The following is a 15115-nucleotide window of genomic DNA, read 5'->3' on the forward strand; positions in this document are numbered from 1 at the left end:
GGATATCAGCTCGGGAAGTTTTTGACCTAGGGTCGAGACGGCGCCGCCGCCCCGGGCGTTCGATCGCAGCAGCAACACCACCCGATGCCAAGGAGGCCCCCGTGTACAAGGTCAGCCGCACCGGCGGTCGCGCGTTCAGCGCCGCCGCGGTTGCCGCCGCCACCCTGCTGGTCGCAGGGTGCTCAGGCAGCTCCTCCCCGGGCACCGGTTCGGCCGGCTCCGACGCCACGCTGGTCTTCGGAATCACGGCGGATCCGACCCAGATGATCCCGTGGACGAGCACCTCCGAGCAGTCTATCCAGGTGCTCTCGCAGATCTACTCGACCCTGCTGGACACCGACGCGGACCACAATCCGGTCGCCGGCCTGGCGGACCTCCCGAAAATCTCCGCCGACGGCATGACGTACACCTTCACGCTCAAGAAGGGCCTGAAGTTCACCAACGGGTCCGCGCTCGACGCCACCGATGTGAAGTACACCTTCGACAAGATCATGGACCCCGATTCCAAGGCCAGCTCGAGGTCGTACTTCGCCTCGGTCGCGAGCGTCCAGGCGCCGGACCCGCAGACGGTCGTGGTCAAGCTGAAGAAGCCCGACGCATCGTTCCCCGTCGGGCTGACCGGAGTGAACGCGGGGATCGTCCCCTCGGACGTCGCGGTCGACAACCTGGAGACGAAGCCGGTCGGTTCCGGTCCCTACCAGTTCGTCAGCCGGACGCCGAACGAGTCGATCACCCTGCAGCGGAACCCGGACTTCGCCGCGGGCAAGCCGGGCGCGGCCAAGCTGGAGTTCCGCATCATTCCCGACGACCAGTCGATGGTCTCGGCGCTGAAGACCGGATCGGTCGACGTCGCCGTCTTCGACAACCCGGTGACGGCCAAGACCGCGACGTCGGACAAGGTCAAGGTCGACACCGTCTCCTCGCTGCAGTACCACGTGCTGCAGCTCCGGGCAACGTCCCCCGCGCTGACCAACGTCAACGCCCGGCTGGCGATCCAGTGCGCGATCTCCCGCAAGGAAGTGGTCGACTCCGCGGCGCTCGGTGCGGGCGACATCACCGGTCCGATCACCTCGCCCGAGTTCAAGTCCGACCCGAACTCCCAGCCCTGCGCAACGCAGGATCTCGCGAAGGCGAAGGACTACCTGGCCAAGGCGGGTAAGCCCGGTGGGTTCGCGCTGAACCTGATGACGTCGCAGGGCCTCTACTCCACTGCGGTGAACGAGGCCCAGAACATCCAGGCGCAGCTCGGCAAGGTCGGCATCAAGGTCAACGTGCAGACGCTGGACTCGAACACCTACGTGCAGAAGTGGCTCGCGGGAGACTTCGAGGCCGCCATCGCGCAGAACGGCGGCAGCGCGGACCCGAACACCATGTACGCCCGGTACTTCACGTCCAACGGCAGCTACAACAAGGTCGCCGGCTACAGCTCGCCGGAGCTCGACACGTTGTTCGCCCAAGGCATCGCCACCACCGACACCGGCAAGCGGCAGGCGATCTACAAGGACCTGTCCGGACAGCTCGTGAACAACGCAGCCTGGGTCTGGTTGTTCACGCCGAAGGAATTCATCGCGCTCAATGCCAAGGTCAAGGACTTCGAGGCGCGCAGCGACGCGAGCGTGTCGACGCTCTGGAAGGCCTCGCTGTCCTGATGAAGCACCTCCGTGCCCTGGCGCGCCATCCCATCACCCGACGGGTCGGTGAGGCCGTCCTGACTCTGGTGGGCGTGTCCGTTCTGACCTTCGTGCTCCTGCGGGTCGTGCCCGGCAACCAGATCACCGCGTCGTACGGCACTGCCGCCGGTGAACTGTCGCCCGACCAGGTCCGCTCGCTGGAGGCGTACTACGGGCTCGACAAGTCGCTGCCGGTCCAGTACTTCGACTGGCTTCGAGGGGTCCTGACCGGCAACCTGGGCGTCTCCACCAATGCGCACCTGAGCGTGGCGCAGCTGACCGCGCAATCGTTGCCGAACACCCTCGAACTGGCCGTCCTGGCCATTCTGGTCGGTCTCGCCCTGGGTGTGCCGTTGGGTGTGGTTGCCGCGAGCCGACCCGGCAAGTCGCGGGACACCCTGACCCAGTTGGGCAGTCTGCTGGCCTTGTCCGTTCCGTCGTTCCTGCTGGCCACCGTCCTGGCCAGCTGGCTGGCGAACAACCTCGGCTGGTACCCCAACGGCGAGGGATACCGCACGCTCGCCCAGGACCCGGGCCTCAACCTGGAACAGATGATCCTGCCCGTCCTGGTGCTCGGGATCAGCATCGCTCCACCCGTTCTGCAGACCACGCGGACCGCGATCCTGGCCATCCGCGCCGAGGACTACGTCCGCACCGCGCGGGCCAAAGGGGTGCCCGAACGACGCCTGCAGATCAGACACATTCTGCGCAACGCCCTGATCCCGGTGGTGACCATGACCGGCCTGCAGTTCGGCTTCCTGCTGGGCGGCGCGCTGGTGGCCGAGCAGATCTTCGCCATTCCGGGGATCGGGCGCCAGGTGCTGCTGGGCCTCAACCAGAAGGAGTACGCCGTCGTGCAGAGCACCGTGCTGATCATCGCCACGATGTTCGTCCTGGTGAACCTGCTGACCGACCTCGTCTACCGCCTCGTCGATCCGAAGGCGCGGGTCCGATGAGCGCCGCGACCGAGCTGAACAACGTGCCGGACGTCCCGATCGAGTCGACGCGGCGCAAGCGGGCCTGGCTCACAGCCTTCCGCACCCCGACGGGCATCGCCGGCCTGGTCCTGATGCTGCTGGTCCTCGTCCTGGCACTGATGTCGCTGTTCGGCCTCACCCCCGCCGACCCCGCGCACCAGAACGTCGCGGACTCGCTCAAGCCCCCCGGTTCGGCCCATTGGTTCGGGACCGACCAGTTCGGCCGCGACATCTTCTCGCGCGTCGCGTCCGGACTGGCGAACTCGTTGCGGATAGCAATCGTCTCGGTCGCCGCGGCCGCGATCGCCGGTACCGTCCTCGGCGTACTCGGCGGCTACTACCAAGGAGTCGTCGACCGGATCGTCGGCGTCGTCGCCAACGTCCTGTTCGCCTTCCCGTCGCTGCTGCTGGCACTTGCCCTGGCGGCGACGCTGAAGCGCAGCTGGTTGACGGTCAGCATCTCGATCGCCATCGTCTACCTGCCGATCTTCGCTCGCGTCGCTCGCGGACCCGTGCTGACGCTGCGCACCGCCGACTACGTTCTGGCCTCGACCGCGATCGGCCGCAGCCGGTTCTCGACCCTGTTCGAGCACGTCCTCCCTAACATGCGCGGCATTCTGGTCGTCCAAGTCACCCTGTCGCTGTCCTGGGCGATCCTGACCGAGGCTTCACTGAGCTTTCTCGGCTTCGGTACGCCGCCGCCGGCCGCATCGCTCGGTGGCATGGTGTACGACGCCCAGACGCTGTCCAGCGTCGCTCCGTGGATGCTGCTGTTCCCCGGCATCGCGCTGATCGTGGCAGTCATCGGCCTCAACCTTCTCGGCGACAGCCTGCGCGCGGCCCTCGACCCGAAGACGGCAGGCCGTTGATGACTGCGCGTCCTACCGTCGACAGGCTCCTCGGTCTCGGCGACGAGCGCCACCGGCCGGCGAGCGCCATCATCGGCGTACGGATCGGCTCGAAGACCCAGGTCGAAGCCGGAGGCTGGGCAGTGCTGCCAGGTCCCGGCACCGCCGGTGTTCCGATGACTCGCGAACTGGGCTTGGACCTTGCCTCGGTCACGAAGGTTGCCTCGACGACCACGCTCGCCATGTGCCTGGTCGCCCAAGGCCTGCTGGACCTGGATGCGCCGGCCCGGCATTACCTGCCACAGTTCCGCGACGATGTCACCGTCGTACAACTGCTCACCCATACCGCCGGGCTCCAGCCATGGTGGCCGCTGTACTGCGAACCGGGCGACCGCGACAGCGCGCTGCTCCGTGCGCAGACGCTGCCCCTCGCCACCGCGCCGGGGACCACCTGGAAGTACTCCGATCTCGGCTTGATCCTGGCCGGGCTCATCATCGAGCGCATCACGACGCTGAGCCAGGCGGAAGCATTCCGGAAGTTGATCGCCGAACCCCTTTCGCTCAACGCCTCCTACGGTCCGATTCCCACTGAGCAAGCCGCGACCAGTGCAGACAGCGACGCTTACGAATTCCAGATGATTGCGACCGGCCGCCCGTACCCGGTCCCCTTCACAACTTCGGCGTACGACGGGTGGCGCGACCGGAGTCTTCGCGGCGAGGTCAACGACGGCAACGCGGCGCATGCGCTGGCCGGCGTTGCCGGTCATGCCGGTCTCTTCAGTACGGTCGACGATCTCCTGCAGCTGGGCGCCGCAGTGCGGGACGGAGACCTGTTCGGCCGCGAGGTACTGGCGCGATTCGCAACTCCGACCACCGTTCAGCCGGAGCAGGCGGTCGGATTCCGCCGGATGCAGATCCTGACCGCCCAAGGCCCGCTGACGTTGCTCCACCACGGCGGATTCACCGGCACGTACTTCGCCATCGGGCTCGAGCGTCCGGTGGTGATCGCCGGCGGCGCCATGCGGCTCTACGGCACCCTCGGCCGGACGCCGTCCGAGGGTGCCGACGGCATTGTCCCCGGCGCCGAGATTCACGCGGCGCTGCTGGACGGTGCCGTTCAGCTGCTCGATCAGGACGATCCCGGCCCCGCGACCGCGAGTGAGGAACGATGACCACCACCCCCGCACCGGCCCGCGAGCCGGTCCTGGAGGTCCGCGACCTGTCGGTGACCTTCACCACCTCGCACGGCGAGGTGGAAGCCGTCCGCAACGTCAGCCTCGACATCGCCGCGGGCGAGACGCTCGCAATCGTCGGGGAGTCGGGCTCCGGGAAGTCCACCCTGGTCGCGTGCGTGAATCGGTTGCTGGCCGACAACGGCCGGATCTCCAGTGGCACCGTCATGCTCGGCGAACTCGACCTCACCGCTGCCGGCGAGCGAGCCATGACCAGCATTCGCGGTAGCCGAATCGGGTTGGTCCCTCAGGACCCGATGACGAACCTCAACCCGGTGATGAAGGTCGGGGCGCAGATCGTCGAGGCACTCGAAGTACACGGCCTGGCCAAGGGGCAGGCCGCCCGTACCGAAGCCGTCCGTCTGCTCGGCGAGGCGGGTATCGGCGATGCCGAGGCGAGATTCCACCAGTACCCGCACGAGTTCTCCGGCGGCATGCGGCAGCGGGTGCTGATCGCCATGGCGCTCGCGTGCCGGCCCGAGGTGCTGTTGGCCGATGAGCCGACCTCTGCCCTCGACGTGACCGTGCAGCGCCTCGTCCTGGACCAAATGGGCGAGCTCGCGTCCGGGCTCGGAGCCGCCGTACTGCTGATCACCCACGACCTCGCCTTGGCCGCGGAGCGGGCCGATCGTGTCGCGGTGATGTATCGCGGCGAGATCGTCGAGACGGGTCCGGCCGCCGAACTCATCGCGGATCCGCAGCACGAGTACACCCGCCGGTTGCTGGCAGCAGCGCCTGGCATGGCCAGTGCCAAGGTGGCGTCCGTACGCCCTGCGGACGGCGATGCAGCGCGGGAGAACCTGCTAGAGCTGACGGGCGCCGTCAAGAAGTACCGCATCCGTGGCCGCACCGACCCGTTCCTGGCCGTCGACAACGTCGACCTGGTCATCCCGCGCGGCCAGACCGTCGCGATTGTCGGCGAGTCCGGCTCCGGCAAATCCACGACGGCCCGTCTCGCCCTGCGACTCGAGGACGCCGATGGCGGCACCGTTCGCTATCGCGGCGCCGACATCTCCGGGCTGCGGGGCAAGGAGCTGATGGCGTTCCGCCGCTCCGTCCAACCGGTGTTCCAGAACCCGTACGCCTCGCTGGATCCGCGGTACACGATCGAACAGGTCGTCGCCGAACCCCTGCGGGTGCACAAGATCGGCGACGCCGCAGCTCGCCGGAAGGCAGTGGCCGAGTTGCTGGACCAGGTTGCCCTGCCGGCCTCGTTCGCCGACCGCTACCCGCACGAACTCTCGGGCGGTCAGCGGCAGCGCGTCGCCATCGCCCGCGCCCTCGCGTTGAACCCGGAACTCGTCGTCATGGATGAGGCTGTCAGCGCATTGGACGTGCTCGTACAGGAACAGATCCTCGACCTCATGGTCTCGTTGCAGAACGAGCTCGGGCTCTCGTACCTGTTCATCAGTCACGACCTGGCCGTCGTACGACTGGTGTCCCACCACGTCTATGTGATGAGCGCGGGGCGAGTGGTCGAGTCCGGGGACCCGGACACGATCTTCCAGTCCCCGCGCGAGGAGTACACCAAGCAACTGATCGCCGCCATCCCCGGCCACACCCTCGCCGTCGCCTGATGACGGCTGGCTATCGGGCCAGATAGCGTCGTACGTCGTCAGCGACCTGCGCTCGGCTGTCGAGCTCGTACTTGCGCAGGATCGTGCTGAGGTGGGACTTCACCGTGTTGAGGCTGATGCCGAGCTCGGTGGCGAGCTGGTCGTTGTCGTAGCCCTCGACCAGCAGTAGTGCGACGCCCTGCTGTGCGCGGGTGAGACTGGTGAAGCGGTGCTCCGGTCCCTCGTCGACGTCCAGCATCATCTCGATCAGCTCGGACTGCGTCTGCTCCGCGGTCCGGATCAACTGCGCCAAGCGGTCTCTGACCGCATCCGCCATCACACCGGCGTCCAGTGCGTCACCCGCCATCGTGCGGAGCGAGGCGATCCGGTTGGACAGGTACTCCATGACGTGGTCGGAGGTGAGCACGTTCGGGGTGTCCTCGCCGGCCGGGAGCAGACGCAGCGCTTTGCGGTCTTCGTCCTCACGGGCCAGCACTCTGGCGACCATCTGGGCGAGCCACTCGAACGCTCGCACCGCGTTGTCGTCGTAGCACTCGGGCGCGTAGCTCTGCATCGACACCATGCCGAACAGCTGACCGGTCTGACGGAACAGCGGCACGGTGACGGCGTCCGCGGACTGCTTGCTGGTGTCGCCACACGGCACGCCCGCGTTCAGCACGTCGCCGTTGTCGTACGCGAACCGATAGGTCTGGCCATGCTTGAGCAACCACGCCGTCTGCCCGTTCGGTCCGTACGTGTGCGTCGCCGGATCGTCGAACTTGCCGCTGTCGTACCCGTACGGGAAGCGCACTCGGTTCGATCCCTGCAGGAACCCGACGTAGAACGTATCGACGCGGGCGAGCTTGCAGGCGACGCCGCGGACGTAGTCGTACAGCCCATGGTGGTCGGTCCGGTTCAGCGCTTCGATCTTGTGGAACGCCTCGCGCAGGATGATCGCCGTCTCCGCGTCGATCCGGAGCGACCCGGTCGACGACACCGCAGATTTTCCGATCGGCATGTTCTCCCCCTCCAGCCAGCCGGAGCTTGCACTATCCCCCGGCTACGCCCTGTTGCCAAGTGATCTCGTTCACTCCAGTGGAGATACATAGCATTCCTATGTATATTTGGAGCTGTGATCCCAACAGACCTGACTCGGCTCGGTGAAGACATGGTGGTCGCGTCGACGCGGCTGTCCCGCCTCGCCACCCGGAACGTGAACACGCTGCCGCACGCCGCGATGCGCGTGCTCGGGCGGCTCGACGAGCTCGGCCAGGCCCGGATCAGCGAGCTGGCCAGGGCCGATCGGTGCTCGCAGCCGACCATGTCCAACCTGGTGCAGCGGCTGGAGGAGCAGGGCTGGGTGAACCGCATCCAGGACCCGGCCGACTCCCGCGCCAGCCTGATCAGCCTCACCGACGCGGGCCTCGCCGAGCTGCGCAGCGCCCGGCACCAGGCCGGCGTCGCGCTGGCATCGCAGCTGGGTCAGCTCCCCGCGACCGACCTCACCACTCTCGAGGCCGCCGTCACCATCATCCACAAACTCCTCACCCTCGAACCATTGGAGGCCACGCCCCGGTGAGCAAGTCGTCGTTCCTGAAGCAGCCCAAGTCCGTCTGGGCGGTCGCGTTCGCCTGCGTGATCGCATTCATGGGCATCGGCCTGGTGGACCCGATCCTCAAGCCGATCGCCGAGCAGTTGCACGCGAGCCCGTCCCAGGTCTCGCTGCTGTTCACCAGCTACATGGCGGTCATCGGTGTCGCGATGCTGATCACCGGCGCGGTCTCGAGCCGGATCGGCGCGAAGCGCACCCTGCTGATCGGTCTGGCCATCATCGTCGTCTTCAGCGCGCTGGCCGGCCTGTCCAACAGCATCGGCATGATCGTCGCCTTCCGGGCCGGCTGGGGCCTCGGGAACGCGCTGTTCATCGCCACCGCCCTCGCCACCATCGTGAACTCGGCCGCCGGTTCGGTCGCCGAGGCGATCATCCTGTACGAGGCCGCCCTCGGTGTCGGCATCGCGGCCGGTCCGCTCGTCGGCGGTGAGCTCGGCACGATCTCGTGGCGCGGCCCGTTCTTCGGCGTCGCCGTCCTGATGACGATCGCGCTCGCCGCGACCGCGTTCCTGCTGCCCGCCTCGCCGCCGGAAGCCCGTCGTACGTCGATCCTCGAGCCGCTGAAGGCATTGCGGCACCGGTCGCTGGCGACTGTGGCCGTCACCGCCCTGCTGTACAACTTCGGCTTCTTCACGCTGCTCGCGTTCACCCCGTTCCCGCTGGCGATGTCGGCGCGGCAGATCGGGCTGATCTTCTTCGGCTGGGGTCTGTGCCTGGCGTTCACCTCGGTGTTCGTGGCGCCGCGGCTGCAGCGCCGGTTCGGCACGCTGCCGGTCGCGATGACCGTGCTGCTGCTGTTCAGCGCGGACCTCGCGGTGATGGGGCTGTTCGCCCACCACAAGGCGGTGCTCGCGATCGGCGTGGTCGTGGCCGGTCTCTTCCTGGGCATCAACAACACCCTGATCACCGAGGCTGTCATGTCGGCCGCCCCGGTCGAGCGCGGGACGGCGTCCGCGGCGTACTCGTTCGTCCGGTTCTCCGGCGGTGCGGTCGCGCCGTGGCTGGCCGGGAAGCTCGGCGAGGAGTTCAACATCCAGCTGCCGTTCTACGTCGGCGCCTTCGCGGTGCTGCTCGCGGTCGGCGTACTGGCCAGCGGCTGGAAGCCGCTGTCGCACTTGCGAGTCCCCACCAACCACTCCGAGGTCGAGGCCGAGGCGCTGACCGTCGCCGACGCCTGATTGGTCTACCCGACCCGCCGGAGATCGATTTCTCCGGCGGGTCTTCGCGTTTAGGGTCGGTAGGTATGTGGCCCATCCTGCGCACGTACACCGGACGCAACCTCCGTCGCATGGCCCTACCGCTCGGCGGCATCGGCACCGGCACGGTCAGCCTCGGCGGCCGCGGCAACCTCCGCGACTGGGAGATCGTGAACCGCCCGGCGAAGGGCTTCCGCCCGAGTACGGCGTTCTTCGCGATCCGCACCTCGTCCGCCACCGGGGACATCACCGCCCGGGCGGTGGAGGGTCCGCTGGATCTGAGTGAGTACGAAGGTGCGCACGGCAGCGCCGCGCAGAACCACGGTCTGCCTCGGTTCCGCGCCGCGACCTTCTCGACCACGTATCCCTTCGCGCGCCTCGAGCTGCGCGACGACGACGTACCGGTCGACGTTGCGCTGGAAGCCTTCAACCCGCTCGTCCCCACCGACGTCGAGGCGAGCTCGTGGCCGGTCGCCGTACTGCGCTTCGTGGTCACGAATCGCACTGACGAGGCCTTGACTGTTTCGCTGGCGGGCGCTTTGGAGAACTTCATCGGTCGCGACGGGACAGCCGATGTTGCTTCGGGCAACTACAACACGCCGGCGGACGATGGAACGGCTGCTCAGGGAGTACTGATGCGCAGTCGCGGTGTCGATCCGGGCGCGGAACAGTTCGGCTCGATCGCGCTCGCCGTACTCGACGGGCAGGACGTCACCCGTCGTACCGGCTGGGCCGATCGGACCTGGGGTGACAGCCTGCTGGATTTCTGGGACGACTTCACCCCGGACGGGCGCCTCGACGAACGCGTCAGCGAGTCCGCGACCCCGATCGCCTCGGTCGCGGATCGTCGTACGATCGCCGCCGGCTCCAGCGAGCGCTTCACCTTCCTGCTCGCCTGGCACTTCCCCAACCGTCGCGCGTGGGAGAAGCCCGATATCGTCGGCAACTACTACACGACGCTGTCCGACGATGCGTGGACCGCACTGTGCCGGTTCGCACCCCAGCTCGACTCGCTGGAACGACGAACCATTGCCTTTGTCAACGATTTCACGTCGAGCGACCTGCCTGATCAGGTCAAGGAGGCGGCGCTGTTCAACCTGAGCACGCTCCGCACACAGACCGTCTTCCGTACGCCGGACGGCAGGTTCTTCGGCTGGGAAGGCTGCTCCGATCACGTCGGCAGTTGTTTCGGCAGCTGCACGCATGTGTGGAACTACGAGCAGGCGACGCCGTTCCTCTTCGGCGAGATCGCGCGATCGCTGCGCGAGGTCGAGTTTGCGCAGGCGACAGATGATCAGGGGCTGATGAGTTTCCGGGTCGGTCTGCCACTGGAGACGAGCACCCGGGACTGGCGGGTTGCGGCGGCGGACGGTCAGCTCGGATGTTTGGTGAAGCTGTACCGCGACTGGCGGCTCAGTGGCGACGACGAGCTGCTGCGCTCGTTGTGGCCGGCGGCGCGGCGGGCGCTGGAGTTCTGCTGGATCCCGGGCGGCTGGGACGCGGACCGCGACGGGGTGATGGAGGGTTGTCAGCACAACACGATGGACGTCGAGTACTACGGCCCGAATCCGCAGATGCAGTCGTGGTACCTGGCCGCATTGCGGGCGTGCGAGGAGATGGCGACGTACCTCGGCGATGACCTGGCCGTCGAGTGCCGGAAGCTGTTCGAGCACGGCAGTGCGTGGATGGACGAGCAGCTGTTCAACGGCGAGTACTACCGGCATGAGATCCGGCCGCCGGCGTCGGCCGACGATGTGGCCGCTGGACTGCGCGAGACGATGGGCGCCGCGGATCCGACGCATCCCGTGCTGCAGCTGGGCGACGGGTGTCTTGTCGACCAGCTCGTCGGACAACATCTCGCTCGGCTGACACAGCTGGGCACGCTGCTCGACGAGGAGCGTGTGGCTACGACGCTGCGCAGCATCCTGTCCTACAACGGGCTGGCCGGATTCGCAGGGCATTTCAACCACATGCGGAGCTACGTTCTCGGCGACGACGAGTCCGCCGTACTGATGTGCAGCTACCCGCGCGGGAACCGCCCCGAGCGCCCGTTCCCGTACTTCACCGAGGTGATGACCGGCTTCGAGCACATCCTCGCCGTCGGCCTGATCACCGAGGGGCTCGTCGACGAAGGGCTCGAGGTCATCACCAACATCCGCCGGCGGTACGACGGCGAACGCCGCAACCCGTACGACGAAGCCGAATGCGGTCACCACTACGCGCGAGCCATGGCCAGCTGGGGCGCAGTCATCGCCCTCACCGGCTTCGACTACAACGCCCACACCGGCGTCATGCGCTTCGCCCCGCGCCTCCCCGACACGCACCAGATCTTCTGGTCCACCGGCAACGCCTACGGCACCTTCGACACCACCACCCGGACCCTCACCACCCGCCAGGGCCAGGCCCACATCACGTCCGTCTACCTGTTCGACGAGGAGATCCCCGTCACGGCCAGCTGACCATACCAAACCGTATGGTATGGTCGGCGCCATGGTGACTCGGGCGGAGTGGCTGGAGGCTGGGCTCGAGTTGTTGGCGACCGAAGGGGCGCCGGCCATCACGATCGAGCGGTTGACCGACCAGCTCGGGGTGACCAAGGGGTCGTATTACCACCACTTCGGGAGTGCGGGCGGTTTCAAGACCGCGCTGATGGAGTTCTTCGAGGCGCAGTACACGACCCGCTTGATCGACACCATCCAGCAGGAGAACGCCAAGCCGGCCGCGAAGTTGCAGCACCTGCTGCGGCTCGTGCTGGCCGATCCGGACATTGCCGCGCTGGAGATCGCCGTCCGGGCGTGGGCGTTGCAGGACCCCGACGTACGGGCCGCGCAGGAGCGGGTGGACGAGGCGCGGACGGCGTACCTCAAGGAGTTGTGCCGTGGGATCGGCGCGGACGTCGATCCGGATCGGTTCGCGCAACTTCTGTATCTGATTCTGATCGGGGCCGAGCAGGTGCTGCCCTCGATCGACCGGGCGGAGCTGCGGGAGATCTACGACCTCACGCTGCGCCTCATCGACTAGGGAGCGGCAGATGCCGACCACACTGCACGAACTCGACGACCTGGTGCCGGTCGTGGACGAGATCGACGTGAAGACGGCGCGCGGTGACGTGACGCTGCGGGAGTTCATCGCGGGTTCGCTGAGCCACAGTCCGTTGTGGGTCAAGGGATTGTTCGCGGCCCGGCTCGCAGTCGCGGCGGTGCTTCGCCTCGAGACGGCGACCATGCCGGACTCGCGCCGGATAGAGCCGGAGACAGTCAGCTTCACGCCGGGCGAGAAGAACGCGTTCTTCACGGTCGAGCGCGGCGAAGAGGACCACTATCTGCTGCTGAAGATCTCGGACAACCACCTGATCGGTTACCTCGCGTTCTTCACCGACAACGAGCACCCGGCCACGTTCAAAGTGGTCACCCTCGTGCGGTACCTGCGTCCGGCGGGCCGGTTCTACTACAACCTGATCCGCCCGTTCCACCACATCGTCCTGCTCAGCATGTGCCGAGCCGGCGAGACGTCGCGCGATAAGCGGTGAGCGCGGCCGCCGTCCCGACGACCACCAGCGCCGACGCGAAGATCAGCCCGAGCAGCCGCCACGGGATCGCCAACGCAGCAAGGCCATAGGGCCCTGCGGCGATGCCGGCCAGCGCGGCCGCGGCAACGAGAGCTCCGAGCAGTACGCCGACCACCACGACCGTCGCGGACTCCACCACGGCGACCGCGACGACCTGCCCACGCGTCATGCCGGCCATCCGCCCGAGAGCGAACTCGCGCCGCCGGTCGGCCGTCGACATCACGACCGCATTGACGACTGCGACGGCCGTGAAGATGCCCGCCAACCCCATCAGCGCAGCGAACAACCCCGAGTTGCTCCGCTGCTGCACCTCGCCGCGCCCCTTCGCCCACTCCTCGACCGTCTGCCCGTCCATCGCCGTGCCGGGCGCGAGCTTGACCAACGTCTCGGTCCGCCCGCCCGCGGGCAGCAGGCTCCGCGGGATGAAGAAGTTCTCGCTGACGTCCAGCGTCTCGGGCATGATCGCGACCACCTTGACCGCGATCCTCCTGTTGCCGAGAGCAACTTTCAGGACCGACCCGAGCTTGTAACCTTCCACCGCCATCCCGGGCCCGATCGCGATCGTCCGTCCGGTCAACCGGTCCAGCGACCCCTTCCGCGGCCGCAGCTTGTGCGTCTGCTGGTACGCCGCCGTATCGATACCGATCGCCTCCGAGTACACCGTGCTCTTCCCGCGCGTGACAGTGATCGGTACGGCGGTCTGCGCGGACGCAGCCACGATCCCCGGACCCGGCGCGACGGCATGGTCGACGACAACATCCGCGGTGATCAGACGTTCCTGCTCGACGCCGACCGCCTTCGCCAGCGACCCGAAGGTTCCCCACAGTCCGACGACCAGCCCGACGAGTACGATCAACGGCGCCGCGGTCGCCGCACTCCGCCGTACCGCATGCAGCACGCCGGCCCGGGCCAGGTCGGCGATCAAGTTGCCTCGGACAACGATCGTGGGAACGCGACCGACCAGCGGTACGACGATCGGGCTCAACTGACTGAGCGCGACGGACCCGCTGATCATCACGACCAGCCCGATCATCAACCCGGCAACGAGATCCCGGGCCGCCTGCGCCGCGATGACCAGTACCACCGTGCCGAATGCGGCCGACAGCCCCCAGAACCATCGCCAGCCAGTCATCACCCGCCGCGTGGCCGACCCCTCCACGACCGCGTCGAGTGCATTGACCCGCGACGCACGCCAGGCCGCGGCGAGCACTCCGGCCAACGCCGTACTCACGCCTACGACCATCGCCGCCCACACCGCACTCTGATCCCACGGCGCCTCGAACCAGCCCGGCAGCATCCCCAGCCGCACGAGCAGCCACGATTGGGCCCAAGTCGCCACCACCCCGAGCGGCAGTCCGACCACGCTGCCCACCAGCCCCAGCAATCCGGCCTCGATGACCACCATCAGGCACAGGTAACCGCGCTGCGCTCCCACCAGGCGCAGCAGCCCGAACTCACGCCGTCGCTGCACCGTCATGAAGCCGAACGTCGTACTGACGATGAACACGCTCAGGAACACGGCCAGCACCACCGACATCCCGAGCAGCGTCGCAGCGCCGACGTACCCCTCTCGCACCTGTGCACGCCGGTACGCCGACAGCCCGGCCGGCAATTCCGGATGGTCCGTGGCGGCCAGCATCTGCAGCCCGGACTGCACCAGCCCGACCCCGAGCGCGACAGCGACCACCGCACCGGCGAACAGCTGCCATCTGGTTCTTAGCGCTCCGACAGACAACCTCAGCATGCGCCCAGCCAACCTGCTGCGACAGCCGCGCGCTCTGGCGTGAGCACCCGGCCACAGGTAGCTCGTGCGCTACCTGAGGACCTCCACCAGCGCGGCGACATCCTGACTGTCCACCTCACGCGCACCTATCAGTGCCTGCATCAGCAACCCATCCAGCGCCGCCACCAGCAGGCGCGCCTTCTGCGGATCCGCAGTGAAGGTCCGGGCGATCTCCGTCAACGGCTCCAGCCACGCGCGGGCTGCCTCACGGAGCTCCGGCCGACGCGCGGCGTACAGATAGAGCTCGTAGAGCGCCAGCGTCCGGCCACGTCGCCGTACGACGCTGTGCTCGATCAACCGCGCCAGCTCGTCGGCCAGGCGCGCGCCCAGCTCGCTCCCCCGGCCTTCTAGCTCGACGGCCAGATCCTCGGCGGCTGAGCGGAGTGCGGCGACGAGGAGGTCGTCCAGCGTCGGGAAGTGGTAGGTGATCGAAGCGACCGAGACATCGGCCACGGAAGCCACCGCGCGATGGCTCACACCTGCGACTCCGTCGCGTTCGATCACGGTCAGCGTCGCCTGCAGCAGCTCGCTCCGCCGCTGCTCACCGCGCAGCCGACGGCCGTCCGCAACCCTCCTGACCTGCACAAAGAGCAAACTATCAGGACGTCTGTACGGATTGTTTTTGGTGCCCGGAATCGCGAGTTCGACCGGATTTCCCGATTTAGGCTCGGAT

At 67.5% G+C, this 15115-nt stretch carries 13 protein-coding genes; 10 read left to right on the forward strand and 3 right to left on the reverse strand.

Going from position 1 to position 15115, the window contains the following annotated elements:
• The first annotated feature begins 101 nt into the window (after positions 1–101).
• The 5 genes from OHA18_RS11115 to OHA18_RS11135 are packed head-to-tail and all read left to right on the forward strand — an operon-like array spanning position 102 to position 6304.
• Positions 102–1649 (forward strand): ABC transporter substrate-binding protein, encoded by a 1548-nt coding sequence (locus OHA18_RS11115; protein ID WP_329003902.1) that lies wholly within the window; start codon positions 102–104, stop codon positions 1647–1649.
• On the forward strand, positions 1649–2626 hold the full coding sequence (locus OHA18_RS11120) for an ABC transporter permease (protein ID WP_329003904.1): 978 nt from the start codon (positions 1649–1651) through the stop codon (positions 2624–2626). The genes OHA18_RS11115 and OHA18_RS11120 overlap by 1 nt, the downstream gene beginning before the upstream one ends.
• A complete protein-coding gene (locus OHA18_RS11125; RefSeq protein WP_329003905.1) occupies positions 2623–3516 on the forward strand; it encodes an ABC transporter permease in 894 nt (297 codons plus the stop codon). The genes OHA18_RS11120 and OHA18_RS11125 overlap by 4 nt, the downstream gene beginning before the upstream one ends.
• Positions 3516–4667, forward strand: a complete 1152-nt coding sequence (locus OHA18_RS11130; RefSeq protein WP_329003906.1) for a serine hydrolase domain-containing protein — start codon at positions 3516–3518, stop codon at positions 4665–4667. The genes OHA18_RS11125 and OHA18_RS11130 overlap by 1 nt, the downstream gene beginning before the upstream one ends.
• The gene (locus OHA18_RS11135; protein WP_329003907.1) at positions 4664–6304 is read left to right on the forward strand and encodes an ABC transporter ATP-binding protein; all 1641 of its coding nucleotides are present in this window, start codon (positions 4664–4666) and stop codon (positions 6302–6304) included. Before OHA18_RS11130 ends, OHA18_RS11135 begins: the two co-directional genes overlap by 4 nt.
• A gap of 10 nt (positions 6305–6314) precedes the next feature.
• Here the strand turns inward: OHA18_RS11135 and OHA18_RS11140 are convergent, their stop codons facing one another.
• Positions 6315–7301 carry a LuxR C-terminal-related transcriptional regulator gene (locus OHA18_RS11140; RefSeq protein WP_329003908.1) on the reverse strand — a complete coding sequence of 329 codons (987 nt, stop codon included), beginning with the start codon at positions 7299–7301 and terminating at the stop codon, positions 6315–6317.
• A 114-nt stretch (positions 7302–7415) separates the two neighbouring features.
• Between OHA18_RS11140 and OHA18_RS11145 the strand changes: the two genes are divergently transcribed.
• The 5 genes from OHA18_RS11145 to OHA18_RS11165 all read left to right on the forward strand — a co-directional run bounded on the left by OHA18_RS11145 (position 7416) and on the right by OHA18_RS11165 (position 12620).
• A complete protein-coding gene (locus OHA18_RS11145; protein WP_329003909.1) occupies positions 7416–7862 on the forward strand; it encodes a MarR family winged helix-turn-helix transcriptional regulator in 447 nt (148 codons plus the stop codon).
• A complete protein-coding gene (locus OHA18_RS11150) occupies positions 7859–9073 on the forward strand; it encodes an MFS transporter (RefSeq protein WP_329003910.1) in 1215 nt (404 codons plus the stop codon). The genes OHA18_RS11145 and OHA18_RS11150 overlap by 4 nt, the downstream gene beginning before the upstream one ends.
• A 110-nt stretch (positions 9074–9183) precedes the next feature.
• Positions 9184–11550, forward strand: a complete 2367-nt coding sequence (locus OHA18_RS11155) for a GH116 family glycosyl-hydrolase (RefSeq protein WP_329003911.1) — start codon at positions 9184–9186, stop codon at positions 11548–11550.
• A gap of 31 nt (positions 11551–11581) precedes the next feature.
• Positions 11582–12112 carry a TetR/AcrR family transcriptional regulator gene (locus tag OHA18_RS11160; RefSeq protein ID WP_329003912.1) on the forward strand — a complete coding sequence of 177 codons (531 nt, stop codon included), beginning with the start codon at positions 11582–11584 and terminating at the stop codon, positions 12110–12112.
• A gap of 10 nt (positions 12113–12122) precedes the next feature.
• The gene (locus tag OHA18_RS11165) at positions 12123–12620 is read left to right on the forward strand and encodes a DUF2867 domain-containing protein (RefSeq protein ID WP_329003913.1); all 498 of its coding nucleotides are present in this window, start codon (positions 12123–12125) and stop codon (positions 12618–12620) included.
• Here OHA18_RS11165 and OHA18_RS11170 read toward each other — a convergent pair.
• Positions 12577–14403 carry an ABC transporter permease gene (locus tag OHA18_RS11170; protein WP_329003914.1) on the reverse strand — a complete coding sequence of 609 codons (1827 nt, stop codon included), beginning with the start codon at positions 14401–14403 and terminating at the stop codon, positions 12577–12579. The two genes, OHA18_RS11165 and OHA18_RS11170, sit on opposite strands and share 44 nt — an antisense overlap.
• Before the next feature lie 69 nt (positions 14404–14472).
• Complete coding sequence (locus OHA18_RS11175; protein WP_329003915.1) at positions 14473–15027, reverse strand: TetR/AcrR family transcriptional regulator; 555 nt, start codon at positions 15025–15027, stop codon at positions 14473–14475.
• Between the last annotated feature and the right edge of the window lie 88 nt (positions 15028–15115).

This window comes from Kribbella sp. NBC_00709 (assembly GCF_036226565.1).
In the GTDB taxonomy this organism is placed as follows: Bacteria; Actinomycetota; Actinomycetes; order Propionibacteriales; family Kribbellaceae; genus Kribbella.

Excerpts from the sequence above, each read along its gene's own strand:
- OHA18_RS11130 (WP_329003906.1), top strand. The coding sequence starts at position 3,516 with ATGACTGCGCGTCCTACCGTCGACAGGCTCCTCGGTCTCGGCGACGAG.
- OHA18_RS11125 (WP_329003905.1), top strand. The coding sequence starts at position 2,623 with ATGAGCGCCGCGACCGAGCTGAACAACGTGCCGGACGTCCCGATCGAG.
- OHA18_RS11140 (WP_329003908.1), bottom strand. The coding sequence starts at position 7,301 with ATGCCGATCGGAAAATCTGCGGTGTCGTCGACCGGGTCGCTCCGGATC.
- OHA18_RS11170 (WP_329003914.1), bottom strand. The coding sequence starts at position 14,403 with ATGCTGAGGTTGTCTGTCGGAGCGCTAAGAACCAGATGGCAGCTGTTC.
- OHA18_RS11160 (WP_329003912.1), top strand. The coding sequence starts at position 11,582 with ATGGTGACTCGGGCGGAGTGGCTGGAGGCTGGGCTCGAGTTGTTGGCG.
- OHA18_RS11165 (WP_329003913.1), top strand. The coding sequence starts at position 12,123 with ATGCCGACCACACTGCACGAACTCGACGACCTGGTGCCGGTCGTGGAC.
- OHA18_RS11135 (WP_329003907.1), top strand. The coding sequence starts at position 4,664 with ATGACCACCACCCCCGCACCGGCCCGCGAGCCGGTCCTGGAGGTCCGC.
- OHA18_RS11155 (WP_329003911.1), top strand. The coding sequence starts at position 9,184 with ATGGCCCTACCGCTCGGCGGCATCGGCACCGGCACGGTCAGCCTCGGC.
- OHA18_RS11120 (WP_329003904.1), top strand. The coding sequence starts at position 1,649 with ATGAAGCACCTCCGTGCCCTGGCGCGCCATCCCATCACCCGACGGGTC.